Raw genomic sequence first — 25,962 nt, 5'->3', positions numbered from 1 at the left:
GGTCTCGGGTGGACGGGGGTTCGCCCGTACCGATGTGTGACGATCACGCCGGTCCCGGCGGCGCCCGCGCCGGCGCCGCCGCCGACGCCCGCGCCGGCCCCGGCCCCGGTCGCCGCACCGGACCCACCCGCCGCGCCGGACCCGCCGGCAGCACTTGAACCGCCCGCCGCGCCGGACCCACCGGCGCCCGATCCTCCGGCGCTCGACCCGCCGGCGCTCGACCCGCCCGCGCCGCCCGACCCACCGGCGCCCGAGCCGCTCGCCGTCCCGCTGCCCGACGCGCCCTGGAGCGCGGCCGCGAGCCCGCCGGCGACCGCCGCGCCACCCGTGGTGGGCAGCGCCGTCCCGACGAGACCGAGCGCGCCCACGCCGAGCACGAGCGGGGCGATGACGGCGCGCATGCCGTGGGAGACGTCGCCCAGCTCGAGCACGAGCCCGCGGCAGTCGTCGCAGCCCTCGAGGTGCGACTCGACGCGCGCCGTCTCGCGCTTGGCGAGCCCCCCGCGCACGTACGACCCGAGGAGCGCGTTGACCGTGCGGCACTCCTCGGCGGGCACGGACGTGAGGTGCTGCTGGAGGTACGCCTGGCGCAGCCCCTCGCGGGCGCGGTACGCGAGCGCGGAGACGCCGTTCGCGGTGAGGCCCAGCAGCGGGGCGATCTCGGCCGGGGACAGGTTCTCGACCTCGGTGTACCAGAGCACGGCACGCCACCGCTCCGGCAGGTCCTGGTAGGCGCGCGTGACCGTCGAGCGCTCGAAGCCCTCGAGGGTCGGGTCCTCCGTCGAGGCCATCGGGCCGAACGCGGACTCGAACGTGCGCTCGTCGTCGGTCGGCTGCGTGCGTCGGGCCCCGCTGACGAGGTCGTACGACAGACGGCGCACGACCGTGAAGAGGTAGGCGCGGAACGTGACGTCCGGGCCGCCGCCGTTCTGCAGCACGGAGAGCGTGCGGGCGAACGCGTCGGACACGACGTCGTCGGCGTCGGCGCTCGACCGGACGTACTGGCGCGCGACCGTGCGCGCGGCGCTGGCGTGCCGCTCGTAGAGCACGCCGTAGGCGCTCGTGTCCCCTGCACGTACGGCGGTGATGAGCTCGGCGTCGCTGAACGCCTCGCTGTCCACCCGTTGTGCCTGCGTCATCGTCACCCGCCCCGGAGACCGCCCCGAACCGAGGCTACGGTGGCCATAGTAGACGCCCGTCCATCTCACGGGCAGAGGGTTCCCGCCACCGGAACGGGAACGACGACGCTTTCAGGCTTTCGTCCCCTTTCACCCGGGACGTGAGGTCCTGGAAACTCCTCGCGGTTCCCGCGTCATGGACGGCTCGCCCGCACGTCTCATCTACATGGACCACCTCCAGGGGTACGCCGTGCCCGCGACCGACGCCGTGCGCGAGCGGTGGCGGCGCGCGAGCGCCGACAGCGTCTGGCTACGGCCGGGCGACTGGTACCACCCTGCCGTCGACGCGCTCGTCGAGGCGTTGTGCGAGGAGCGGGACGCGACGCCCGCCGCCGAGCGGCTCGGCCGCGTCCGCGCAGAGGCCGGGGTGGGGATCGGCGAGGCCATCGACGACGTCGTCTGCCTGTACCGCGCCCACGACCGCGAACCGGTCGTCGACCTGGTCCGCGGCGTGGCGGTCGGCTGGTCCGAGGGGTACGAGGCCAGCCCCGTGGCACCCGAGGTCCTGGACCCGGAGTCCGGCCTCGCGACGACCCAGTACCTGGTGCACCGGCTCCGCGAGACGTACGGCGCGGCCGAGCGCGCGGGCGTGGACGCGACCCAGACCCACGGGCTGCTCGTCGTCGACGTCGCGCTCGACGACCTCACGGGGTGGCAGCGGTTCGCGCGCTCGGCGGCGATGGGCCGCGCGCTCACCCACACGTTCGGCGAGGGCCACCCCATGGCCTCGATCGGCAACGGGCTCTTCGTCGTGCTCGGCGAGCGGGACGCGGACGACGCCATGGTGCGCACCGTGCTCCGCCACAACATCGAGCGCACCGGTCTCGCGCTGGGCGTCACGGCCATCCTGCGCAGGCCGCCGCGCGTGTGGCTCGAACCGCTCCCCCGCACCCACACGGCGGCCGTCCAGCTCCTCGACACGCTCCAGCGCTGACACGACGACGCCCCGTCCCACGCGGGCGAGCGCGTGGTCCGGGGCGTCCGGGGGCGTCTGCGGCCGGCGGGTGACCGACCGCCCGCGAGCGAGGCGGCGACCGCGCGTCAGCGCGGCGTGAAGGTGAGGCAGTCGGCGCGGTCCTCGCCGGACGCGCCCGCCCCGACGCGGATCGACGGTGCGGAGCACTCGAGCGAGGCGTTGTGGACGCACTCCGTGCGCTGGCAGGCCCCGACGTGCGCGAGCACCTTCTCCAGCCCGCCCTTCGTGCCCAGCGGGATGAACGTGGCGCACTCGGCGTCGCCCGTGTGACCGGCGATCGTCACGGCGCCCGCGTGGCACCCGTGGTCGTGGTTGTAGCCGCAGCCGTCGATGGAACACTCGACGACCTGGGGCATCTCCGTGAGGCTGCTCATCGCGATCTCCTGTCTCCGAGGACCCGCCGTGGGTCGGTCTCCGCGTTCCACGGTATTCCCGGAATTCCTCGGTGTATAGCAAGGAAGGCCTTGCTAAGAAATGCAGGAATACGCAGCAATTAGCGCACGGCATTCTTGCGGAATTGCCGCGTCGCAGGTCAGTTGTCGGTGCCGTCGGCCCGGGGCCGCCAGATGACGAGCGCGCGCGCCTCGCCGTGCTCGACGAGCGTCTCGCGCAGCGCCTCCTCGACCCCGCGCCGCACGCTGCGCCCACGAGGCACGACGACGACGTCGCCGCTCGCCGCGGCGGCGAACACGCGGCCGCCCGGCTCGACGCGCGCCGAGAGCGCCTCGATGCGCCGCTCGAGCCGCTCGACCTGGGACTCGAGGGCGAGGATCCGCTGGATGCCCGCGAGGTTGATGCCCTCGTCGTGGCTGAGGCGCTGCACCTCGAGCAGCTTCGCGACGTCGCGCAGCGAGTACCGCCGCCCCCGGCCCGCGGTGCGGCGCGGCACCACGAGGCCGAGGCGGTCGTACTGACGCAGCGTCTGCGGGTGCATGCCCGCGAGCGCGGCGGCCTGCGAGATGACGAGGACGGGCGCGTCCTGGTCGACGTCGCTCGCGGGAGCGCGCCCGACGCCGCCCGCGTCCCCACCGATCGAGAGATGATGAGTTTCCTGCTGGGGCATCATGGTCGCCCCCTCACTCCGCGGCCTGGCGGACCAGGTCGGCGCGCACGTCCTGGCCGGCGGTCTCGGCGGCGAACGTCTCGACGGCCTCGCGCGCGGCCTTCGAGAGCTTCTGCGGCACGGCGACCTGGACCGTGACGAGCAGGTCGCCGGTCGACTTCGCGGTCTTCACGCCGCGGCCGCGGACGCGCAGCGTGCGCCCCGAGGGCGTGCCGGCCGGCACCTTGACCTTGACGGTCGAGCCGTCGAGCGTCGGCACGGCGATGGTGGCGCCGAGCGCGGCCTCGGGGAACGTCACCGGGACCGTGATCCGCAGGTTGTTCCCGTCGAGCGAGAACACCGGGTGCGGGGTGACATGCACGGTGACGACGAGGTCGCCGTCGGGCCCGCCCGCCGTGCCGGGGCGGCCCTTGCCGCGCAGCCGGATCTTCTGGCCGTCGCGGACGCCCGGCGGGATGCGGGTCGTGACCGTGCGGCCGTCGACGGTGAACGTCACGGTCGACCCCTCGACCGCCTGCCGGAACGGCAGGGTCGTGGCCGCCGCGAGGTCGGCGCCCGCGCGGGGCCGGGGGCCGCCGAACTGCTGGCCCGCCCCGCCGCCGAACATCGAGCCGAGGATGTCCTCGAACCCGCCCGCGCCCTGGCCGCCGGTCGAGTAGCGGACCCGGGTCCCGCCCGGGCCCCCGCCGCCGAACATGCCGCCGAAGACGTCCTCGAAGCCCGCTCCCCCGGCACCGCCGGGGCCCGCGGAGAAGCGCGCGCCCCCGCCCGCCATCGCCCGGATCGCGTCGTACTGCTCGCGCTCCTTGGGGTCCGACAGCACGGCGTACGCCTCGCCGATCTCCTTGAACTTGGCCTCGGCGCTCGCGTCACCCTGGTTCTGGTCGGGGTGGTACTTGCGGGCGAGCTTGCGGTAGGCCTTCTTGATCGCGGCGTCGTCGGCGTCCTTGGGGACGCCGAGCGCGGCGTAGAAGTCCTTCTCCATCCAGTCCTGTCCGGTCACGGCGCCTCCCTCCTGTCGGTGGTCGTGGTCCTGGTCCTTCGTTCCGTGGCTGCTGCCGGTGGTCTGCTGCTGGTGATCCTCGCGTGCCCGACGGCGGAGCGCACCTCCGCGCGGGAGGTGCGCCCGCGCCGTCGGGCACGAGGAAGGGGTGGCTACTGCGGGCCGACGACCGAGACGCGCGCGGCGCGCACGACCCGCTCCCCGATCCGGTAGCCCGGCTCGATGACGAGGTTCACCGTGGTGGCGGTGGCCTCGGGGTCGGGCTGGTGCATGAGCGCCTCGTGGACGGTGGGGTCGAACTCGTCCCCGACCGCGCCGTAGCGCTCGATCCCGAACTTCTCGAGCGACGCGTCGAGCTTGTCGGCGATGGCCGCGAACGGCCCCGTCAGCTCGCCGTGCTGCCGCGCGCGGTCGATGTCGTCGAGGACCGGCAGGAGCGCGGTGAGCACGTCCTCGATCCCCTTCGTGCGCGCGGCCTCCTGGTCGCGCAGCGACCGGTTGCGGTAGTTCGTGAAGCTGGCCCGCTCGCGCTGGAGCGCGTCGAGGTGCTCCGCGGCCTCGGCCTTCGCCGCGAGGACCGCGGCGTCGACCCCGGCCTCGTCGGACGGCTCGAAGTCGAGGCCCGCGAGCAGGTCCGTCTCCGCGTCGTCGCCCGCGGAGCCGCCGGCCTCGCCCTCGGGGCGGGGCCGACCGCTCTCCGGGTCGACCTTGCGCTTGTCCGTGAACTGGAAGGGCTTGTCGTCGGAGCCCTGGCCGGGCTCGCGCCCGGCCTGCTCCTCGGGGCCCTGCGGGTCGGTCGGTCCGTCGGCCGTCACTTGCGCTCGTCCTCCTCGTCCACGATCTCGGCGTCGACGACGTCCTCGTCCGGGGCGGACGTCGCGCCCGCCGCGGCGGTGGCGTCGTCCTGCGCGGCGCCGGGGTTGCCGGCGGCCTGCTCCTGCTCGGCCGAGGCGTAGAGCGCCTGGCCGATCTTCTGCGAGGACGCGACGAGCTTCTCGTGCGCGGTCTTCACGGCGTCGGCGTCCTCGCCCTCGAGCGCGGACTTGACCGACGCGATGTCGGCCTCGACCTCGGTGACGACGTCGGCGGGGAGCTTCTCCTTGTTCTCGGAGACGAGCTTCTCGGTCGAGTAGACGAACGCCTCGGCCTGGTTGCGGGTCTCCGCGTCCTCGCGACGCTTCTTGTCCTCGGCCGCGTGCTCCTCGGCCTCCTTGACCATGCGGTCGATGTCCTCCTTGGGCAGCGCCGAGCCACCCGTGATGGTCATCTTCTGCTCCTTGCCGGTGCCGCGGTCCTTGGCGCCGACGTGGACGATGCCGTTCGCGTCGATGTCGAAGGTGACCTCGATCTGCGGCACGCCGCGCGGGGCCGGCGCGATGCCGGTCAGCTCGAACGTGCCGAGCGGCTTGTTGTCGCGCGCGAACTCGCGCTCGCCCTGGAACACCTGGATGAGCACCGACGGCTGGTTGTCCTCGGCCGTCGAGAAGATCTCGCTGCGCTTGGTCGGGATGGCCGTGTTCCGCTCGATGAGCTTGGTCATCACACCGCCCTTGGTCTCGATGCCGAGGGACAGCGGGGTCACGTCGATGAGCAGGACGTCCTTGCGGTCACCGGAGATGACACCGGCCTGCAGGGCCGCGCCGACGGCGACGACCTCGTCCGGGTTGACGCCCTTGTTCGGCTCCTTGCCGCCCGTGAGCTCCTTGACGACGTCAGTCACGGCCGGCATGCGGGTGGAGCCACCCACGAGCACGACGTGGTCGATGTCGGAGACGGAGACGCCCGCGTCGGAGATGACCTTGTGGAACGGGGCCTTCGTCCGGTCGAGGAGGTCCTGCGTCATCTGCTGGAACTGGGCGCGCGTGAGCTTCTCGTCCAGGTGGATGGGACCGTTCTCGCTCATCGAGAGGTACTGCATCGAGATGGTGGTGCTCGTCGCGGACGAGAGCTCCTTCTTCGCCTGCTCGGCGGCCTCGCGCAGACGCTGGAGCGCGATCTTGTCCTTCGACAGGTCGACGCCCGAGCTGTTCTTCACCTGCTTGATGAGGTGCTCGACGATGCGGTTGTCCCAGTCGTCGCCACCGAGGCGGTTGTCGCCCGAGGTCGCGCGGACCTGGATCGTGGAGAAGTCGTCCTCGTCCTTGCCGACCTCGAGGAGCGAGACGTCGAACGTGCCGCCGCCCAGGTCGAAGACGAGGATGAGCTCGTCCTCCTTGCCCTTCTCCAGGCCGTAGGCGAGCGCGGCCGCGGTGGGCTCGTTGACGATGCGGGTCACGTTGAGGCCCGCGATCTGCCCGGCGTCCTTGGTCGCCTGGCGCTCGGCGTCGTTGAAGTACGCCGGGACGGTGACGACCGCGTCCGTGACGGGCTCGCCCAGGTACTCCTCGGCGTCGCGCTTGAGCTTGCCCAGGATGCGCGCGGAGATCTCCTGCGCGGTGTACTTCTTGTCGTCGATCTCCACCGACCAGTCGGTGCCCATGTGGCGCTTCACCGAGCTGATGGTGCGGTCGACGTTCGTGACCGCCTGGCGCTTGGCGACCTCGCCGACGAGGACCTCGCCGGTCTTGGAGAAGGCGACCACCGACGGCGTCGTGCGCGACCCCTCGGCGTTCGCGATGACCGTGGGCTCTCCGCCCTCGAGGACGGCGACCACCGAGTTGGTGGTGCCGAGGTCGATCCCGACTGCTCGTGCCATGTGTGTGCCTCCGTCGTTCTGGGTGCCCGACGGCGCTGCTGCGCCTCGGCACACCGGGTTGAGTCTGCTTCACTCAAGGTAGATCCGTGGTCGGTGCTCGCGCAACCTCACCCGGCTCAACTTGAGTCCGTCAGGCTCAACCTTCACGCGACCCGCACTATTCCCCGCTCGCGGCCGCCCGGGACCGCGCCTGCTGGCGCGCGCGCTGCTCCGCGTAGCCCTCCTGCCAGTCGGCGGCGAGAGCCATGTCGCGGCGGCGGACCTCGTCGACCGCCAGCTCGACGGGGAAGCCCCAGGTGTCGGCGAGCACGAACAGGTGGTCGCCCGTGACGGTCGTGCCCCGGAGCCTGTCGAGCTCTCGGAGCCCTCGGTGCACCGTGCGCCGGAAGCGCGACTCCTCGTCCCGCAGCACGCCGCTCAGCTCCTCGTGCTGCTCGACCAGGTTCGGGTAGGCGTCGCGGTACGACTCGGCCACGACGGCGACGAGGTCGTCGACGAACCGGTCCTCCAGCCCGAGCCGGAGCGCGTGCACCACGGCCCGGCGCACGAGCCGCCGCAGCACGTACCCGTGCGCCTTGTTGCTCGGCCGCACGCCGTCGGCGGCGAGGAACGTCGCGGCGCGCACGTGGTCCGCGATCACACGGAACGGGCGCGGGTCGTCCTCGTAGGTGCGACCGCTCAGGTTCTCGAGCCGGTCGACCAGGGGGCGCAGCAGGCTCACGTCGAACACGTCGGGGGTCGCCGTCGCGGCGGCGGCGATGCGCTCCAGCCCGCCCCCGAAGTCGATGCTCGGCTCGTCGAGGAGGACGAAGCCCTCGCTCGTGCGGCGATAGCGCATGAACACCTGGTTGCCGATCTCGACGAACCGTCCTCCCTCGCTCGCCGGATGGGGCTCCCCGGTCGACGGGTCGTGGAGCTCCGGTCCGAGGTCGTAGAAGACCTCCGAGTCCGGCCCGCAGGGGTCGCCCACGGGCGTGCCCTCCAGGCCGCCTCCCCGGCTCCACCAGTTCTCCTCGGCGTCGTAGAGGAAGACCCGCCCGCCGCGCATGCCGTCGCGGTCGCCGTCCGCGCGGGACCCCACGTCCACGACCGACGCCTCGATGCCGTGCTCGGCGAACACCGTGACCCAGGCCTGGGCCGCCACCTCGTCCCGGGGGATCCCGTGCTCGACCGACCCGCGGAAGCACGTGACGTAGAGGCGCGCGAGGTCGACGCCGACGAGCGCGAGGAAGTCGGCGAACCACCGGACCTGCCGCTCGACGTCGGCCGACCCCAGGCTCCAGTTGCCCAGCATCTCGAAGAAGGTCGTGTGACGTCGGTCGCCGACCTCGTCGATGTCCTGCGACCGCAGGCACGGCTGCGAGTCGACGAGGAGCCGCCCGGAGGCGTGCGGGCGCACGCCGAGCAGGTAGGGCATCAGCGGCTGCATGCCCGCGCCCGTGAACAGGGTCGTCGGGTCCTCGCGCAGGACCAGGGGCGCTCGCTCGATCACGGCGTGCCCCCGGGCGGCGAAGAAGTCGAGGTAGGCCGAGCGGATCTCCTGGGCGTCCATCCGTCGACCCTAGGGACCGGCGCCACCGACTTCCAGGGCAATCCCCGCGGCCCCCGCCGAGGACGACCGCGCCCCGCCGCGGTGGGGGGCACCGGGGCGGGGCGGGCAGGGTGGCGCGGGGCGGCGGGTGGGGCACACCGGGGCGGGGCGGCTCGACGGGAGCCGCGCCGCCCCTCGCTCAGATGAGCTCGACGCCGTCGGCCTGCGGCCCGCGGTCGCTCTGCCGGATCTTGAACCGGACCCGGTCCCCCTCCTCGAGCTCCTCCCCGCCGCGCACGACCGACACGTGCACGAACAGGTCCTCGCCGCCGGCGTCGGGCGTGATGAAGCCGAAGCCGCGGTCCGCGTCGTAGCGCGCGACCGTGCCCTCGCCGCCGCGCACGCGACCGCCGGACGCCGGACGACCGCGGTCCGAGCCCGGGCGGCCACGGTCGGCGCCCGGTCGGCCGCGGTCCGGACCCGGGCGCCCGGAGCCGCCCACGAGCTGCACGTTCCGGGCGTTCGGCCCCTTGTCGCCCTCGACGACGTCGTACGTCACGCGCGCACCCTCGGCGAGCTCGGTGAGCCCGCGGCCCAGGGCGCTGACGTGCACGAAGACGTCGTCTCCGCCGCCGTCGGGAGCGACGAAGCCGAAGCCCTTGACGTCGTCGTACCAGGACACGGTGCCGTCGGCGCCGTCCGCCGCGGGCTGCGCGGCCTGCGCGCCGAGCGGCAGCAGGTGGTCCGCCTGCGGGCCCTTCTCGCCCTCGACGACGAGGAACGCCACGCGCTGCCCCTCCGTGACGACGCCGCCCCCGACGATGGCCGAGCTGTGCAGGAAGATCTCGTCGCTGCGCCCGTCGGGCGTGACGAAGCCGTAGCCCTTGGCCGGCTCGTACCAGACCACCGTGCCGAGCACGCCCACGGGCGCGTCGGCGGCGCGGTCGCCCGTCACGCGGACGCGCCGCGCCTGCGGGCCGCGGTCGCCGGTGCCCATCTCGAACTCGACGACCTGCCCCTCGCGGAGCTGCTTCGGGCCGTCGTCACCGACGATCTCGGACGCGTGCACGAACAGGTCCTCGGCCTCGTTCCCGAGGTCGATGAAGCCGAACCCTCGGTCGGCGTCGAACCATCGGACTGTTCCCTGGGGCACCTAGGACTCCTTGCATCGACAGACAGTGCTGCTCCTAGTGTCCCCGACGACGCCGCGCCCCGGCGCCGCGGGACCGCTCGGCAGACGTCAGCGGCCGGTGCCCGACGCGCCGGCGCCCGGCTCCGTGCCCGGGTCGTCGACGTCGTCGCCGCTCCAGCTCCGCTCGTCGCCCGGGTCGACGTCGGTGGGGACCTCGGGGTCCTTCGGCAGCGAGTCGTTGGCGAGCGCGGGGAACGCGCCCGCGGTGCCGATGTCCGGCTCGCCGCGGACCGGTTCCTGCTCGTCCCGCCGGTCCTGCTCGTCGCCGGTGCCCCGGCGGTCCTGCGGCTGCGACGCGGTCATGGGCGGGCCCTCCTGGTCTCCGGCCCGGCCGCCTGGTCGACCGGGCGCACTCCCTCGACCGTACGTCGCCCCGCCGGGCTCACCACCCGGGCCGCGGGCTACGGCGCCGCGGCGGGGACGGCGGGCTTCCCCTCGTCCGCCGGGTCGTCCGTCCCGTCGACCACCGAGTCCTGCCCGACCACCGAGTCCTGCTCGACCGCCGAGTCCTGCTCGACCGCCGGGTCCGCGTCCGACGCGGCGGGCGCGGCGGAGGCCGCCGCACGACGGCGGCGTACCACGAGCACGACCGCACCGGCGAGCGCCGCGACGACGAGCAGCACGGCACCGATCCCGACCCACGGCGCGACGGCGGCGCGCGACGACGCGTCGTCGGCCGCGGCGGCGGCCTCGTCGAGGCGCCCGGCGTCGAGCGCGGCGCGTGCCTCGGCGGTCGAGCCGTCGACGTCCAGCAGGAGGCGGCCGAGGTCGGCGAACGGCCCGCCGCCGGTGCTCGCGGCGACGGCGTCGCCGACCGTCCCGACGACCTCGACCGTGCGCGGCAGCACGGTCGCGAGGGCGGCGTACTCCTCGGCGGTGCGGGCGCTCTCGTACCGCGTGCGCACGGCGGCCGGGTCGGGCAGGCCCGCGTCGTCGGCGGCCTGCTGGACCTGGCCGGCGGCCGCGGCGGCGTCGGGCCCGATCGCCTCCCGGGCCGCGTCGGCGTCCGCGAACGCCCAGTCCGTCATCGCGGTGCGCAGCCCCGCGGGCGGCAGCCACGCGCCGTCGGCCGCGTCGAGGGCGACGTAGGCCTCCCTGGCCGGGCCGCGCGCGTCGAGCAGGGCGGTCTCGTCGGCGTCGGCGACCCACGTGCGGTAGGCCGCCTGGGCGTCGGCGACCTCGCCGCGCACCTCGACGAGGTCGAGGAAGCGTCGGCCGTCGGTCAGGCCGGGACGGCCCGGCTCGCCGGGGGCGTCGTAGGCGCTCTCCCCCGCGTACGCGGCGGCGACGAGCGACCCGAGCGCCTCGTCGTCGAGCCCGCCGACGAGCGCGGAGACGGCCGTCCACGCGGCGGCGTACGCGTACTCCTCGGTGGCGTCGGCGCCGTCCTGCACGTCGACGTCCGCCCAGGCGACGAGCGGGAGCGCCTCGGCCGCGTCGCGCGCGGGGGCCGGGAACGTCTCGGTCGGGCCGCCCGTCTGCGCCGCGACGCGCTCCCCCACGACCTCGGCCAGGCCCTCGGACACCCACCGGTCCGCGAACCGGTCCCCGGCGAGCCACGCGTGCGAGAGCTCGTGGAAGAGCAGCCCCGCGTCGAGGTCCTCGGGGATGACGATCTCGCCGGACCCGCGGTCGAACCACGCGTACCCCAGCACCTCGGGCGACACGTCCTCGCGGATGCGCTCGAGGTTCCCCGGCCACGGCATCCCGACGACGCGCTCGAGCGCGGGCAGCCCGGCGGCGACCTGCTCCGCGACGAAGGCGCTCCACTCGGCGTCGCCCGGGAAGCTCTCGAGCACGAGCTCCGTCCCCGCGGCGTCGACCGTCGTCGTGTCGACCTGCGCCGGGTCCCGGAGGGAGACGAACGACCACGTGCCGAGGTCGTCGGTGCTCTCCGTCGCGCGGTGCGTCCGGGTCGTGCCCTCGAGGACCGGGGTGAACCCGTCCCACGTGCTGTCGAAGTCCATCGACGTCGGGGTGACGATCTCGACGGTCACCTGGCCCGGATCCCCGGCGGCGCTGACGGCGAACGTCGCGTACCCGGGCCCGACGCGCGTGTACCCCTCCGAGCGGATCGGCTCGCCCGGGATCGTGTAGGCCCACTCCACGGTCCGCTCGCGCCCGTAGTTGAGGGGCGAGAACGAGACCCGCGCGGCGCTCGTGGCCGGGTCCTCCGTCGGCTCCAGCGTGACGGGGAGGGTGGCGCCGCCGCTCGTCGCTGTGACGTCCGTCGCGCCCGCCGGCACGGGGATGCCGTAGGCGTCCCAGTAGTAGAAGTACTGGCCGCTGTCGGGCTGCTCGTTGCGCAGCGTCGTCGTCACCCGGACCCGGACCGGGCCGGTGCCGTCCACCTCGTAGCGGACGTGCGACGTCTCCGACAGCCCGTCGTCCGGGTCCGCGCTCGCGACCCCCGGCGCCCCCACCACGACCGCGCCCGCGAGCACCCCCACGAGCACCGCGCGCGACGCCGTCCGCCCCGCGCGCCGCCCGTCGCCGGACCCTCCTGAGACCACCCCTGCACCGCCGTCCTCGCCGAAGCGCACAGCCCGTCGCCCCCCGCTCGTCGGGACCGGTCGACGACGACCGGAACGGGACACCGGCGGGAACTGTACCGGCTCCCGGGGACGCTCCGGACCACGCCCGGGGCCGGTGGCGGGGCCGCCGTCGGACACCTCGTGGACACCTGGTGCTGGCACGCTGTGCGGGTGACCACCGCACCTGGCCAGCCGTCGCTCGCCCGCCGCCTCGGCACGACGGACGCCGTCGTCGTCGGGCTCGCGTCCATGGTCGGCGCGGGCGTGTTCTCGGCGTTCGCCCCGGCGGCGGCCGCGGCGGGCACGGGCCTGCTCGTCGGCCTCGCGCTGGCCGCCGTCGTGGCGTACGCGAACGCGACGTCGTCGGCCCAGCTCGCCGCGCAGCACCCGACGTCCGGCGGCACGTACGTGTACGGGCGCGAGCACCTCGGCCCCTGGTGGGGCTACGTCGCGGGGTGGGGCTTCGTCGTCGGGAAGACGGCGAGCTGCGCCGCCATGGCGCTCGTCCTCGCCGCGTACGCCGCACCGCCCGGGTGGGAGCGTCCCGTCGCCGCCGCGGCGGTCGTCGTGCTCACCGCGGTCGGCTACCGCGGCGTGACGCGCACGGCCCGCCTCGCGCGCGGGATCGTCGCGGTCGCGCTGCTCGCGATCGCGACGGCGGTCGTCGCGAGCCTCGCGGGGACGACGCCGCGATGGTCCGTCGTCCTCGACGCCGACGGCGCGCACGGCGGCTGGTACGGCGTCCTCCAGGCCGCCGGGCTGCTGTTCTTCGCGTTCGCCGGGTACGCGCGCGTCGCGACGCTCGGCGAGGAGGTACGCGACCCGCGCCGCACCATCCCGCGCGCGGTCCTCGTGTCGCTCGGGACGGTCGTCGTGCTCTACGCCGTCGTGGCGGTCACGCTCCTCGCCGTGCTCGGGCCCGCGCGGCTCGCCGCGTCCGCCGCGCCGCTCGCGGACGCCGTCGCGGCCGGGTCGTGGGCGTGGGCGGCACCGGTCGTGAGCGTCGGCGCGGTCGCCGCGAGCGCCGGCGCGCTCCTCGCCCTCCTGGCCGGGGTGAGCCGCACGGGGCTCGCGATGGCCCGCACCGGCGACCTGCCGGGCTGGTTCGCCGCGGTGCACCCCGTGCACCGGGTGCCGCACCGCGCAGAGCTCGCGGTCGGGGCGGCGGTCGTGCTGCTCGTGCTCACGACGGACCTGCGCGGCGCGATCGGGTTCTCGTCGTTCGGGGTGCTCGTCTACTACCTCGTCGCGAACCTCTCGGCGCTGCGCCAGACCGCGCCGCACCGCCTCTACCCGCGCGTCCTCCCCGTGCTCGGCGCGCTCGGGTGCGTCGCGCTCGTCGTCACGCTGCCCGTCCCGAGCGTGGTCGCGGGGGTCGTCGTGCTCGCGGTCGGCGTCGCGCTCCGGGCCGTGCGCGTCCGGTCGTAGCCGCCGTCCCGCTCCGCCCGGCGCACGGCTGCAAGACCCGCCGGCCCCGGGACACGAGCGAGGTATGAGCGGACACCGGACCGTGCGTGCGTCCGCGGCGACGATCGCCGCCCTCCTGGCGGTCGGTCTCGCCGCGGGCTGCGGCGCCCCCGACGGCGCGACCCCCGGGGCGCCGGGCGCGTCCGGGTCGGACCCCGTCGGGCTGGTCGGGATGTGGCGGGTCTCGGGGGCCGACGGCGAGGGCCCCGACACGTGGCTGCGGCTCGACGCCGGGCAGTACATGCTGTGGGGCGACTGCGGCGCGTACGTCGAGGGCGGCTGGGAGGCGGCAGGCCGGGCCTTCGTCGCCTCCGACCCGTACGCCGCCGCGGCGGCGTGCGGCGCGGCGGGGATCCCCGAGGTCCCGTGGCTGCGCACGGTGGTCGCCTACGAGCCCGACGGCGAGGGCTGGCGCCTGCTCGACGCGGACGGCGACGTCGTCGCCGGGCTGCAGGTCGACGGCGCCCCGGCCCCGATCCCCGACGCCGCGGAGCACTTCGCGCGGGCCCCCGAGGTGACCGACGACGTGCGGGCGGCGTTCGACCCGCCCGCGCCGCTGCCGGGCGGCCTCGCGCCCGCGGAGGTGCGGGACGTCGTCGGGCGGTGGGAGCCGGCCGCGCGCTCCTCCACCGACCCGCACGTCGTCTTCCGCGAGGACGGGACGTGGTCCGGCTCCGACGGGTGCAACGGCGGCGGGGGTGCGTGGGCTCTGGACGACGGCGGTCGCCTGCTCGCGACCACGGGCCTCCAGACCCTGATGTGGTGCGAGGGCGAGAGCGTCCCCGGCTACGTCGCCTCGGCCGCCCGTGCCGGCCTGGACGGCGGTCGGCTGGTGCTCGTCGGCCCGGACGGCACGGAGATCGCTCGCCTCGTCCGGGGATGACGCCGCTCCGCCGCGCGATCGACCCGAGCGGTGGGATCGGCCCTCGAGCCGACCCGACGGCGGGCAGGTCGCCCTCGGCCTCAGGACTCGGGCTCGGGCTCCGGGGGCGCGCCCGTGGCGTCGTCGGACTCGACGACGCGTGACGACTCGCCCTCCTCGCCCGCGGGCGGCAGGCCGCGCTCGTCGGGCTCGTAGTAGCGGCCGGTGTAGCGGGGGCGCAGGAAGTTCTCGGTCGTGAGCACGGCGTCGACCTCGTCGGCCGTGAGCAGGCCGCGCGCGACCACGACGTCGCGCACGGAGGCCCCGGTCCGGGCGGCCTCCGCGCCCACGAGGTCGCCGTTGCGGTGGCCGATGATCTCGTTGAGGTACGTGACGATGCCGATGGAGTCGAGCACGTGGCGGCGGCAGACCTCGACGTTCGCGGTGATGCCCGTGACGCACTTGGTGCGCAGCGCGACGCACGCGTTGGTCAGCAGGTGCAGCGACTCGAACATCGACTGCGCGAGCCCGGGCTCCATGACGTTGAGCTGGAGCTGCCCGGCCTCGGCGGCGTGCGTGATCGTCACGTCGTTGCCCATGACCTTGAAGCAGACCTGGTTGACGACCTCGGGGATGACGGGGTTCACCTTGGCGGGCATGATCGACGACCCGGCCTGGAGCTCGGGCAGGTTGATCTCGCCGAGGCCCGCGCGCGGCCCCGACGACAGCAGCCGCAGGTCGTTGCAGATCTTCGACAGCTTGGCCGCGAGCCGCTTGAGCGCGGAGTGGACGGCGAGGTAGGCGCCGTTGTCGTAGGTCGCCTCGACGAGGTTCTCGGCCGGGACGGTGTGCAGGCCGCTCACCTCGGCGAGCCGGCGCGTCGCGACCTTCGGGTAGCCGGGCGGGGTGTTCAGCCCGGTGCCGATCGCGGTCGCGCCGAGGTTGACCTCGAGCAGCAGCTCGCCCGCGACCTCGAGCCGGCGGATCTCCTCCCCGACGTTCACGGCGAACCCTGCGAACTCCTGGCCGAGGCTCATGGGGACCGCGTCCTGGAGCTGCGTGCGCCCCATCTTCAGGACGTCCGCGAACTCGGACGCCTTCTCGTCGAACGCGCGCTCGAGCCGCCGCACCTCGTCCTGGAGCCGCGCGACGAGCTCGTGGACCGCGAGGCGGAAACCCGTGGGGTAGGCGTCGTTCGTAGACTGCGAGCGGTTGACGTGGTCGTTGGGGTTGATGACGTCGTAGCGGCCCTTCTCGAACCCGGCGAGCTCGAGCGCGAGGTTCGCGACGACCTCGTTGGTGTTCATGTTGACGCTCGTCCCGGCACCGCCCTGGAACACGTCGACCGGGAACTGGTCGAGGCACCGCCCGTGGCGCAGGATCTCGTCGCACGCGGCGACGATCGCGTCGGCGACGTCGCGCTGGATGGTGCGCAGCTCACGGTTCGCGAGCGCCGACGCCTTCTTGACCATCACCATGCCGCGCACCATCTCGGGGACGTCGCTCACCGTCGTCCCCGAGATGCGGAAGTTCTCCATGGCGCGGACCGTGTGCACGCCGTAGTAGGCGTCCGCCGGGACCTCCTTCGGTCCCAGCAGGTCCACCTCCGTGCGTGTCCGTTCGCTCGACATGCCCCGACCGTAGCCCGGCCGCACGCTCCCGCACGCCCGGGCGACGCGTCAGGCCACCGGCTCGTACACGAACCGCTCGACGCGCACGACGGACGCGCTCGGGCGGCCCTCGCTCGTCGCGTGCACGCCGAGCCAGAGCCCGAGGAACCCGCCCGCGGCGGCGCTGTCGAGCGTGCGCCCGTCGACCGTCGCGACGTCCGTGACCGGCCCGTCGGCGGGCCCGGCGACGAGCCCGTAGTCCTGCCCGCGCACGCGCAGCCCGACGACGACCGGCTCCCCGGGGGCGGCGGTCACCGTCGTCTCCCCGACCACCGCGTCCGTGCCGCCGCGCCGGTGCACGGCGACGACGCGCCGCTCGTCGCCCGGGCCGCCGTCGACGAGGAGCCGCACGTGGTCGTCCTCGGACTGGCGCACGACGACGCCCGCGCGCTCCCCCGCCGCGGCCGGGACCTGCACGGTGACCGTCACGTCGACGTCGCGGTGCTGCTGGCGCACGCCGAGGAACGCGGGCGCGCCCGGCTCGGCGAGCGTCGTCGGGCGCACCGGGAGGTCCCAGCCCTCGCCCGCGGGGGTCGCGACGTCGCGCGGCAGGGCGCGCACCGCCGTCCAGCGCGGGTCGTCGGGGCGGACGACGCCGCTCGCCCCGCCCTGGACCGCCGTCCGGGGCGCCGGGTTCGCGAACGGGACCTCGACGGCGCCGGGCACGCGGCCCTCGCCGGGCGCGAGGACGGGCCAGCCGTCCTCCCACACGACGGGGACGAGGAACGTCTCGCGGCCGAGCGGGTAGTGGTAGCCGCCGTAGACGCGCATCGCGAGCAGCACGGCCCACCACGAGCCGTCGGGCGCCTCGACGAGGTCGGCGTGGCCCACGCCGACGACGTCCACCCCGCGCCCGAGGTGGCGGTGCGTGAGCACCGGGTTGGCCTTGTTGCCCTCGTACGGCCCCGTGACCGACGACGCGCGCGCGACGGACACCGCGTGGTGGAAGTCCGTCCCGCCCTCGGCGGCGAGCAGGTAGTACGTGCCGTCGACCTTGTACAGGTGCGGGCCCTCGGCCCACACGGCGCCGCGCACGGCCCCCGTCCACACGACGTGCTCGGGGCCCACGAGCGTGCACGTCGCGGGGTCGAGCTCGCGCACCCACACCTCGGTCTGGTGGAACCACTCCGGCTCGGGCGCGAGACGCGTGCCGTGCAGCCAGACGCGGCCGTCGTCGTCGAAGAAGATCGACGGGTCGATCCCCGCGACCCGCTCGCCGTCCTCGTCGCGCAGCCACACCGGGTCGGACCACGGCCCGGCCGGGTCGGTCGCCGTCATGACGAAGTTGCCGCCGCGGGTGTCGTCGTCCGGGTCCACGAGCGTGCACACGAGCCAGAACGTGCCGTCGTGGTGGCGCAGCGTCGGGGCGAACAGGCCGCCCGACGACCGGATGCCGTCGTAGTCGAGCTGCCCCGACCGGTCGACGACGTCCCCCACGTGCTCCCACGTCGCGAGGTCGCGGCTGCGCAGCACCGGCAGGCCGGGCAGGTACTCGAACGTCGAGGTGACGAGGTAGAAGTCGTCGCCGACGCGGCACACCGACGGGTCGGGGTTGCACCCGGGCAGCACCGGGTTCTGGACGCGCGTCATGCGCGCTCCCCCGCCTCGACGCGCGCGGACACCTCGACGGTGACGAGCCGCTCGTCCGCGGCCGTGACCTCGTGCAGGGGACCCGTGACGGCGATCGTCGCGCGCGCGGTCGCCGCGCCCGGCACCACGTGCCGCGCGGCCGGCGCGGACTCGTTGACGATCGCGCCGCCGGTCGTCGACCCGAGGTCGCCCGCTCCGGGGGCGGAGTCGACGGCCGCCGCGTGCGCGCCCACCCACACCTCGACGTCGCCCGGCTCGACCACGCGCACGAGGCGGCGGTCGGAGAACGCGAGCCGCGTCGTCGGGACGCGGAACGTCACGCGGCGCGACTCGCCCGGAGCGAGGTCGACGCGCGCGTACCCGAGGAGCTGCGCGACGGGCCGCGGCACGGAGCCCACGACGTCGCGCGCGTACAGCTGCACGACGTCCGCCCCGGCCACCGCGCCCGTGTTGGTCACGGTGACCGCGGCGCGGAACGTCCCGCCCGCCGCCACGGCCGCGTCGACCTCGAGGTCCGCGTACGCGAACTGCGTGTACGACAGCCCGAACCCGAACGGCCGCACCGGCGTCGGGTCGGTGGACGTCACGTCGGACGGCCCGCCGAGCACCGGGTGGAGGTAGGAGTAGGGCTGCGCGCCGCCCGCGCGGGGCAGCGACACGGGCAGGCGGCCCGACGGGTTCACCGCGCCGACGAGCACGTCCGCGACGGCGCGCCCGCCCTCCTCGCCGGGGAAGAAGCCCTGCACGACGGCGGCCGGGACGCCGCCGCGCGACGACCCCGCGTCGAGGGCCCAGCCGATCGCGTAGGGGCGGCCGGTGAGCAGCACGAGCACGACCGGCGTGCCCGTCGCGACGACCTCCTCGACGAGCCGTCGCTGCACGCCGGGCAGCTCGAGCGACTCGACGTCGTTGCCCTCGCCGACGGTGCCGCGCCCGAACAGCCCGGCCTCGTCGCCCACGACGACGACCGCGACGTCCGCGTCCCGCGCGGCGTCGACCGCGGCCGGGATCTCCGTGACGTCGTCGCCCTCGACCGCGCACCCGCGCACGTACGTGACGTCGGTGCCCGCCCCGGCGAGCGCGTCGCGCAGCGACTCGAGCACCGTCGGCAGCTCGATGCCCGCCGGGGTGCCCGGGTGGTGCGCGAGCACGTGGTTGACGAACGAGTAGCAGCCCATGAGCGCCTCGGCCGAGTCGGCGTCCGGCCCGACGACGGCGACGCGCCGCGGGGCGGCCGGCGCGCCGTCGGCCCCGGGTCGCACGAGCGGGAGCACGCCGTCGTTCGCGAGCAGCACGAGCGACTCCTGCGCGAGGCGGCGCGCGGTCGCGCGCTGGCGCGGGGTGTCGAGGTCGACGGCGGTCGGCGGCTCGTCGGCGTAGGCGCCGGGGTCGAGCAGGCCGAGCTCCTCCTTCTGGGTGAGCAGGCGCAGCACGGCGCGGTCGACCCACGCCTCGTCGAGCGCTCCCGACCGCACGCGCTCGGCGAGCGGCGCGAGGTAGGCGTCGCCCGTCGGCAGCTCGACGTCCAGGCCCGCCCGGAGCGCCTGCGCCGCCGCCTCGCCCCGGTCGGCCGCGACGCGGTGCATCACCTCGAGGAACGCGACGCCGAAGTAGTCGGCGACGACGACGCCGTCGAACCCCCAGCGCTCGCGCAGCACCTCGGTGAGGTGCTCGGTGCTCGCGTGGAGCGGCACGCCGTCGACGTCGACATACGACGCCATGACGGACCGGGCGCCGCCGTCGCGCACCGCCATCTCGAACGGCGGGAGGTAGACGTCGGCGAGCTCGCGCGGCCCCGCGCTCACGGGCGCGTGGTTGCGCCCCGCGTGGGAGCCCGAGTACCCGACGAAGTGCTTGAGCGTCGCGTGCACGCCCGCGTCCTGGAGGCCGCGCACGTACGCCGTGCCGACCGTGCCCACGAGGTACGGGTCCTCGCCGACGCACTCGTCGACGCGGCCCCAGCGCGGGTCGCGCACGACGTCGAGCACGGGCGCGAGGCCCTGGTGGACGCCGAGCGTGCGCATCGACTCGCCCACCTCGCGCGCCATCTCCTCGACGAGGTCCGGGTCGAACGACGCGCCCCACGCGAGCGGCGTCGGGTACGTCGCGGCCTGCCACGCGGCGAGACCCGTGAGGCACTCCTCGTGCACGATCGCCGGGATCCCCAGCCGCGTCCCGGTCCGCAGCCGCCGCTGCTCCGCCCACAGCCACGCCGCCCGCTCCGCCGGGTCGACGGGGCGCGTGCCGTACACGCGCGTGTAGTGCCCGATCCCGTGCCGCGTGATCTCCGCGAGCCGGCCGCCGTCGGCCTGGCCGGCCGTCATCTCCGACTGCATCGGGGCGACGGTGCCGTTCTGGTCGAGCCAGTAGCCGACGAGCTGCGCGAGCTTCTCGTCGAGGGTCATGCGCGCGTGGAGCGCGCGCACGCGCTCGGAGACCGTGGGCATCTGCGGGGGTGCGGGGCGCGGGGTCGGCGCGGGGTCGGCGCCCGGGGTCGGGCTGCCGAGGGGTGCCGCCGGGACGGCAGGGACGACGTCGGTCACGGGACCGTTCTCCTTCGGTGGTGGCCCCGTCCCGCGCACGGCGCGGGACGGGGCAGGGTGCGGACGGGCGCGGTCAGCCCTTCACGGCGCCGGTGAGGCCCCCGACGATGCGCCGCTCGAACAGCGAGAAGAAGACGAGCGCGGGGATCATCGACAGGGAGGTGAAGGCGAGCACGCGGGCGGTGTCCACGGAGTACTGCGACGCGAACGCCTGCACGCCCAGCGGGAGCGTGTACGACGTCTCGTCGTTGAGGATGAAGAGCGGGAGCATGTAGCTGTTCCAGCTCGCGACGAACGCGAGGATCCCCACGGTGATGACGCCCGGCAGGGACAGCGGCACGACCATGCGGAAGAAGAAGCCGAGGCGGCTCGCGCCGTCGATCGACGCGGCCTCCTCGATCTCGCGCGGGATGGCGCGCAGGAACGGCACGAGGATGATGACGGTCGTCGGGAGGGCGAACGCGATCTGCGGGAGCACGAGGCCGCCCACGGAGTTCATCAGCCCGAGCGAGCGGATCATGATGTACAGCGGCGTGATCGCGACCGTCATGGGGAACATCAGGCCCGCCGCGAACAGCGCGTAGAGCGCCCCGCGCCCCACGAACGAGTAGCGGGCGATGACGTAGCTCGCCATGAGGCCGAGCACCACGACGCCGAGCGTCGTGAGGAGCGCCGCGACGAGCGAGTTCCCGAGCTGCTGCCAGAACAGCGAGCTCGACAGGACCTCGACGTAGTTGACGACCTGCCACGGGTCGGGCAGTCCCGACGGGTCGGCCGTGATCTGCGCGTTGGTGCGGAACCCGCCGACGACGATGTACGCGATCGGCGCGAGGCACACGCCCACGAGCAGCCACGCGACCACGTAGGTCAGCGGGCCGCCCCGGCCGATGCCGGAGCCGCGGGGCTCCTTCGGGGTCTTGACGCCGGCGGCACGCTCGGGCGCGGGTACGGCGGTGACGGTGGCCATCACTTCTTCCCTTCCGTGATCGCGCCCTCGGTGTCACGGCGCAGGACGTACCGCTGGTACACGAGCGCCACCGCGAGGGAGATGAGGAACAGCACGACCGCGACCGCGCTGCCGTACCCGTAGTTCCCCGCGTTGCGGCCGTTCGCGACCATGTACGTCGCCATGGTCGACGTGCCGGCTGTCGAGGCCACGTACTGGCCCCAGATGATGTAGACGAGGTCGAACAGCTGGAGCGAGCCGATGATCGACAGGAACGCCCAGATGCGGACCGTCGGGCCCAGCAGCGGGAGCGTGACGTAGCGCTGCGCCTTCCAGTACGACGCGCCGTCGATCGCGGCGGCCTCGCCCAGCTCGTCGGGGATGCCCTGGAGGCCCGCGAGGAAGAGGATCACGGCGAAGCCGATGTACTTCCACGTGATGATGAGCAGCAGGGTCCAGATCGCGACGTCGGGGTCGGCGAGCCAGTCGACCGCGAGGAACCCGAGGCCGACCTTCTCCAGCAGGTCGTTCACGGCGCCGGTCGTCGAGAGCATGAGGCTGAACCCCGTGCCGACGATCACCTCGGACACCACGTACGGCACGAACACCAGCACGCGGACCACCGAGCGGCCGCGCATGCGCCGGTTGAGCATGAGCGCGACGACCACCGCGACCGGGCCCTGGAGCACGAGCGACATGAGCACGATGAACCCGTTGTGCCGCAGCGCCGCGAGGAACTCGGGGTCGCGGAAGATCGTGAGGTAGTTCTCGAACCCCACGAAGTCCGTCGGCGGGCCGAAGCCCTTCCACTTGAAGAACCCGTAGTACGCCGCCATCAGCACGGGCACGATGACGAACGTGAGGAAGACGACGAGCGCCGGCCCGGCGAGCACCGCGATCTCGGCTCGCTGGCCCCAGCGGCCGCGGCGCGGGCGGCGGGCCCGCGCCGCGGCGACCGGGGGCGGCCCCGCCACGGCGCCGGCGCCGCCCCCGGCCCGGTCCTCGGGCGTCGTCGTGCTCGGCGAGGTCTCGCCCTGGGACACGGTCATGGCTCCGGTTACTCCTTGGCCGCTGCGGCGTTCGTCGTGTCGACGATGTCCTGCGGCGTGCCCTTGCCGGCGAGCAGGTTGACCACGGAGGTGTTGAGCGCGTTGCCGACGTTCTGCCCGAACAGCGTGTCCAGCCAGACGGTGACGTACGGCGCCTCGTTGTAGGCCTCGAGGATCGAGACGAGCGCGGGCTCCGTCACGACGCCCTGCGCCTCCTTGCTCGCGGGCAGGGTGTGGAACGCGGTGGCGTACGCCTCCTGCGACTCCTTCGACATGATGAAGTTGAGGAACTCCGCGCACTCGGCGGGGGCCTGGGCCGAGCAGGAGAACCCGTCGACGCCGCCCATCATGGCGCCGGGCTCGCCGTCACCGCCCTCGACGGCCGGGAACGGGAACCACTGCAGGTCCGCGAGCGGCTTCTCGTCCGGCGTGAGCGACGCGATGACGCCGGGGTTCCACGCGCCCATGAGCTCCATCGCGGCCTGGTGGTTGGCGATCAGGCCCGCGGACGAGCCCGCGCCCTGCTGCGCGGAGGTCGTGAGGTAGCCCTGGTTGAAGGGCTCCGTCTCGGCGAACGCCTGGAGGTCCTCGCCGGCCTTGAGCCAGCACGGGTCGTCGAAGCTGCGCTCGCTCGCCGCCGTGTTGATGGTGTCCTGCGAGCACTCGCGCAGCGCGAAGAAGTAGTACCAGTGCGCGGCCGGCCACGCGTCCTTCGCGCCGAGCGCGATCGGCGCGACGCCTGCGGTCTTGAGCTGGTCGACGACGCCCTCGAGCTCGCTGATCGTCGTCGGGTTCGCCGTCACGCCGGCCTGCGAGAACAGGTCCTCGCTGTAGTAGACGCCGCCCGGGAGGATCGAGACCGGCATCCCGTAGACCTTGCCGTCGACCGTGAAGGCGCTGAGCGCCGCGTCGCCCACGGCCTCGCGCGTGGTGTCGTCGATCGCGTCGGTGAGGTCCATCGCCTGGCCGGCCTCCACGACGTCGGCCAGCTTGCCGCCGCCGCGCGCCATGAAGATGTCGGGCGCGTCGCCCGAGTTGAGGGCCGTCTGGAGCTTGCCGTCCATGTCCTCGTTCTGGATGGCCTGGATCTCGATCGTGACGCCGGGGTTCGCCTCCTCGAACGCCGCGACCGTCTCCTCCCAGTAGGCCTTGCCCTCACCGGTCGTGGAGTTGTGCCAGAAGGTCATCGAGACCGAGCCGTCGTCCGAGCCGGAGTCGCCTCCGCCTCCGCAGGCCGTGAGCACGAGCGTGCCCGCCAGGGCGACGGCGGTCGCCGTCAGGAGCTTCCGAGACTTCATCGTTCCGTCCTCTTCGTCGAGTCGCACCGGGGCGCACGCTGCCTCGAGCGCGCCGGGCCGCCACCGCTGTGGGGCCGCCGGTAGCGACTCTGGCAGGCGCGACCCGGTCGTGTCAATCGATATCGATAACGTTTTACACACGACGTGGCGCGGGCCTCCGGACGCCCTCGCCAGGGGCTACTGTCATCCCCATGCGCTCCACGGGAAGAGTCACGATCGGCGACGTCGCGCGCACCGCCGGCGTCTCCGTCGCGACCGTCTCCAAGGTGATCAACGGTCGCTATGGCGTCGCGCCCGAGACCTCCCGCCACGTCCAGCAGGTCATCGACGACCTCGGGTACGAGTCGTCGATCGTCGCGAGGAGCCTGCGGAGCAGCAAGACCAACGTCATCGGGATCCTCGTCGCCGAGTTCGAGCCGTTCTCGACCGAGCTGCTCAAGGGCATCTCCGAGGCCGTCGACGGGACCGGGTACGAGCTCCTCGCCTACTCCGGCGGCCTGCGCCGCGACGACCGCGTCGGCTGGGAGCAGCGCTCCCTGTCCCGCCTCGGCGGCACCCTCATCGACGGCGCCATCCTCGTCACGCCCACCGTCGTCGCGCGCGGCAGCTCGATCCCCGTCGTCGCCGTCGACCCGCACCGCGGCCCGTCCGACCCCCCGACCGTCGACTCCGACAACCTCGCCGGCGGCCGCACCGCGACGCAGCACCTCCTCGACCTCGGCCACCGCCGCATCGGCTTCCTCGCGGGCCGCCCCGACCTCGAGTCCGCGCGCCTGCGCGAGCAGGGGTACCGCGAGGCGCTCGCCGACGCGGGCATCGCCTTCGACCCCGACCTCGTGCGCGTCGGCGGCTACCGCCCCGACCTCGCGGACTCCCCCGCGCACGAGCTCCTCTCGCTCCCCGAGCGACCCACCGCGATCTTCGCCGCCAACGACCTCTCCGCGATCCGCACCATGGAGGTCGCCGCCGAGCTCGGCCTGCGCGTGCCCGACGACGTCTCCGTCATCGGCTTCGACAACGTGCCCGAGTCCGCGCTCACCACCCCGCCCCTGACGACCGTCGACCAGCCCATCCACCGCATGGGCACCGAGGCCCTGCGCCTCATCGTCGACCTCGTCGAGGGTCGCACGCGCGACCCCCACGTCCGCCTCCCCACGACCCTCGTCGTCCGCGGCACCACCCGCGCCGTCTGACCCATCGGCCCGCAGGACGGCGCCGCCGTCGCGAGGTAGAGCCGCGGTCCCGCGAGGTAGAGCCCTGGTCGGCCGAAGTAGAGCCGAGGTCACGCCGAGGTAGAGCCGAGGTCCCGCGAGGTAGAGCCGAGGTCACGCCCGGCGCCGCGGGCTCGCCGCGGCGTCCAGGCTGACCGCGCCCGACGTCGGCCGGGCACCCATGGCGGCCAGGTCGCCCGTCGGGAACGGGGGCGGGCCGACCAGGCCATCCCGGCAGAGCGAGCAGGCGGTTCCGGCTCGTCCGTCGGCCAGGACGCGCCCAATCCACCTGCTCGGCACGACGGCGGTCGGTCCGCGCCCGGCGACCGTGGCGCCGCCGGGGGAGGTCGCCCGCGCGGTTCTCGCCTGCGAGAACACGAAAGGCGGCGCGACCCCCGGCGTCGGCCCGGCAACCAGGGCTCTACCCCGCGGGACCACGGCTCTACCTCGCGGGACCACGGCTCTACCTCGGCCGACCGGGGCTCTACCCCGCGGGACCACGGCTCTACCTCGCGAAGCCAGGGCTCTACCCCGGTGGGGTGGCGGTGTTGGAATCCTGGGGGCCTCGGCGCCGTTATGTCACCAGTACCACTGTCGACAGACCTTGAGGAGGTCAGGTGGCCCGCCTCGCACGCCGCGTCCAGGTCGAGAACGACTTCGGCGAGATCATGCACTACGACCGTCACACCGGCGGCGGCTTCGTGTCGCCCCACGCCCGCGTCCCCGAGTCCGTGCCCGTCGGGTGGGGCACCTACGTCGAGAAGGGCGCCGTGGTGGGCCACGGCTGCCGGCTCGGCGACGGCACCTGGATCGACCGGGACGTCGTCCTCGGCCGCGACGTCCGCGTCGGCGACAACGTCCGCATCGCCCCCGAGGCGCGCGTCGGCGACCGTGCCCGCGTGGGCAGCGGCGCGCGCGTCGGGCGCCGGGTGCTCGTGGAGGCCGGCGCCGTCGTGCCGCCGGACGAGATCGTGCCCGACGACGCGACCGTCCGCCGCCGGGGCGGCCTGCGCTCCGGGTACGACGTCGCGGCGTAGCCCCCCCCCGGCCGCCGCGCGGCGCGACCGCCCCCGGGCGCCGCGCGGCGCGACCGGCCCCGCGCGGCGCGCCGGGCGGGCGCCTTCCCGCGTCGCCCGCCGGGTGCGTAGCCTTAC

The 25,962-nt window shown here is 74.5% G+C and carries 20 protein-coding genes and 1 pseudogene; 5 read left to right on the top strand and 16 right to left on the bottom strand.

Features of this window, described 5'->3' with window-relative positions:
* The coding region (locus GWJ10_RS19490) for a sigma-70 family RNA polymerase sigma factor (RefSeq protein ID WP_163188954.1) at window positions 1-1,121 on the bottom strand (1,121 nt) is incomplete at its 3' end.
* Between the two features lie 193 nt (window positions 1,122-1,314).
* Between GWJ10_RS19490 and GWJ10_RS19485 the strand changes: the two genes are divergently transcribed.
* Window positions 1,315-2,112 (top strand): hypothetical protein, encoded by a 798-nt coding sequence (locus GWJ10_RS19485; RefSeq protein ID WP_240696759.1) that lies wholly within the window; start codon window positions 1,315-1,317, stop codon window positions 2,110-2,112.
* A 107-nt stretch (window positions 2,113-2,219) separates the two neighbouring features.
* Here GWJ10_RS19485 and GWJ10_RS19480 read toward each other — a convergent pair whose 3' ends face one another.
* The 9 genes from GWJ10_RS19480 to GWJ10_RS19440 form a co-directional block, all read right to left on the bottom strand.
* Window positions 2,220-2,528, bottom strand: a complete 309-nt coding sequence (locus GWJ10_RS19480; RefSeq protein WP_021482763.1) for a DUF1540 domain-containing protein — start codon at window positions 2,526-2,528, stop codon at window positions 2,220-2,222.
* Window positions 2,529-2,686: 158 nt separating this feature from the next.
* Window positions 2,687-3,220, bottom strand: a complete 534-nt coding sequence (locus tag GWJ10_RS19475) for a helix-turn-helix transcriptional regulator (RefSeq protein ID WP_083711619.1) — start codon at window positions 3,218-3,220, stop codon at window positions 2,687-2,689.
* A 10-nt stretch (window positions 3,221-3,230) separates the two neighbouring features.
* Window positions 3,231-4,220, bottom strand: a complete 990-nt coding sequence (locus GWJ10_RS19470; protein ID WP_061268842.1) for a DnaJ C-terminal domain-containing protein — start codon at window positions 4,218-4,220, stop codon at window positions 3,231-3,233.
* Between the two features lie 152 nt (window positions 4,221-4,372).
* Complete coding sequence (gene grpE / locus GWJ10_RS19465) at window positions 4,373-5,035, bottom strand: nucleotide exchange factor GrpE (protein ID WP_163188953.1); 663 nt, start codon at window positions 5,033-5,035, stop codon at window positions 4,373-4,375.
* Window positions 5,032-6,915 (bottom strand): molecular chaperone DnaK, encoded by a 1,884-nt coding sequence (dnaK, locus tag GWJ10_RS19460; RefSeq protein ID WP_021479837.1) that lies wholly within the window; start codon window positions 6,913-6,915, stop codon window positions 5,032-5,034. Before dnaK ends, grpE begins: the two co-directional genes overlap by 4 nt.
* A gap of 157 nt (window positions 6,916-7,072) precedes the next feature.
* Window positions 7,073-8,467: an alanine--tRNA ligase-related protein gene (locus GWJ10_RS19455; RefSeq protein WP_163188952.1), complete on the bottom strand. Its 1,395-nt coding sequence runs from the start codon at window positions 8,465-8,467 to the stop codon at window positions 7,073-7,075.
* 178 nt (window positions 8,468-8,645) lie between these two features.
* Window positions 8,646-9,599 carry a cold shock domain-containing protein gene (locus tag GWJ10_RS20055; RefSeq protein ID WP_163188951.1) on the bottom strand — a complete coding sequence of 318 codons (954 nt, stop codon included), beginning with the start codon at window positions 9,597-9,599 and terminating at the stop codon, window positions 8,646-8,648.
* Between the two features lie 87 nt (window positions 9,600-9,686).
* The gene (locus tag GWJ10_RS19445; protein ID WP_163188950.1) at window positions 9,687-9,941 is read right to left on the bottom strand and encodes a hypothetical protein; all 255 of its coding nucleotides are present in this window, start codon (window positions 9,939-9,941) and stop codon (window positions 9,687-9,689) included.
* Between the two features lie 98 nt (window positions 9,942-10,039).
* Window positions 10,040-12,151 (bottom strand): hypothetical protein, encoded by a 2,112-nt coding sequence (locus GWJ10_RS19440; protein ID WP_163188949.1) that lies wholly within the window; start codon window positions 12,149-12,151, stop codon window positions 10,040-10,042.
* A 192-nt stretch (window positions 12,152-12,343) separates the two neighbouring features.
* On the opposite strand from GWJ10_RS19440, the gene GWJ10_RS19435 reads away from it, so the two are divergent.
* Complete coding sequence (locus GWJ10_RS19435; protein ID WP_277394963.1) at window positions 12,344-13,600, top strand: APC family permease; 1,257 nt, start codon at window positions 12,344-12,346, stop codon at window positions 13,598-13,600.
* Between the two features lie 64 nt (window positions 13,601-13,664).
* Window positions 13,665-14,522, top strand: coding sequence for an META domain-containing protein (locus GWJ10_RS19430; RefSeq protein WP_061269309.1), 858 nt, complete (start codon window positions 13,665-13,667; stop codon window positions 14,520-14,522).
* Between the two features lie 206 nt (window positions 14,523-14,728).
* Here the strand turns inward: GWJ10_RS19430 and aspA are convergent.
* The 6 genes and pseudogenes from aspA to GWJ10_RS19400 all read right to left on the bottom strand — a co-directional run.
* Window positions 14,729-16,132, bottom strand: a pseudogene (gene aspA, locus GWJ10_RS19425) (aspartate ammonia-lyase); the annotation flags it as partial.
* A 48-nt stretch (window positions 16,133-16,180) separates the two neighbouring features.
* Complete coding sequence (locus GWJ10_RS19420) at window positions 16,181-17,761, bottom strand: glycoside hydrolase family 43 protein (RefSeq protein WP_163188947.1); 1,581 nt, start codon at window positions 17,759-17,761, stop codon at window positions 16,181-16,183.
* Window positions 17,758-20,208: a glycoside hydrolase family 3 N-terminal domain-containing protein gene (locus GWJ10_RS19415; RefSeq protein ID WP_163188955.1), complete on the bottom strand. Its 2,451-nt coding sequence runs from the start codon at window positions 20,206-20,208 to the stop codon at window positions 17,758-17,760. The genes GWJ10_RS19420 and GWJ10_RS19415 overlap by 4 nt, the downstream gene beginning before the upstream one ends.
* 169 nt (window positions 20,209-20,377) lie before the next feature.
* Window positions 20,378-21,271 (bottom strand): carbohydrate ABC transporter permease, encoded by an 894-nt coding sequence (locus tag GWJ10_RS19410; protein ID WP_021482535.1) that lies wholly within the window; start codon window positions 21,269-21,271, stop codon window positions 20,378-20,380.
* Window positions 21,271-22,299, bottom strand: a complete 1,029-nt coding sequence (locus tag GWJ10_RS19405) for a sugar ABC transporter permease (RefSeq protein WP_163188946.1) — start codon at window positions 22,297-22,299, stop codon at window positions 21,271-21,273. Before GWJ10_RS19405 ends, GWJ10_RS19410 begins: the two co-directional genes overlap by 1 nt.
* Window positions 22,300-22,307: 8 nt before the next feature.
* Window positions 22,308-23,597, bottom strand: coding sequence for an extracellular solute-binding protein (locus GWJ10_RS19400; protein ID WP_061269356.1), 1,290 nt, complete (start codon window positions 23,595-23,597; stop codon window positions 22,308-22,310).
* Window positions 23,598-23,788: 191 nt separating this feature from the next.
* Between GWJ10_RS19400 and GWJ10_RS19395 the strand changes: the two genes are divergently transcribed.
* Both GWJ10_RS19395 and GWJ10_RS19390 read left to right on the top strand, forming a co-directional pair.
* Window positions 23,789-24,790, top strand: a complete 1,002-nt coding sequence (locus tag GWJ10_RS19395) for a LacI family DNA-binding transcriptional regulator (protein ID WP_144679847.1) — start codon at window positions 23,789-23,791, stop codon at window positions 24,788-24,790.
* A gap of 635 nt (window positions 24,791-25,425) precedes the next feature.
* Window positions 25,426-25,845 (top strand): hypothetical protein, encoded by a 420-nt coding sequence (locus GWJ10_RS19390; protein ID WP_034652356.1) that lies wholly within the window; start codon window positions 25,426-25,428, stop codon window positions 25,843-25,845.
* Window positions 25,846-25,962 lie beyond the last annotated feature (117 nt).

The organism is Cellulosimicrobium sp. SL-1 (genome assembly GCF_011033075.1).
GTDB classification, from domain to species: Bacteria; Actinomycetota; Actinomycetes; order Actinomycetales; family Cellulomonadaceae; genus Cellulosimicrobium; species Cellulosimicrobium funkei.
Note: the sequence above shows the minus strand (reverse complement) of the source record. Positions and strands in the feature narration are given on the sequence as shown.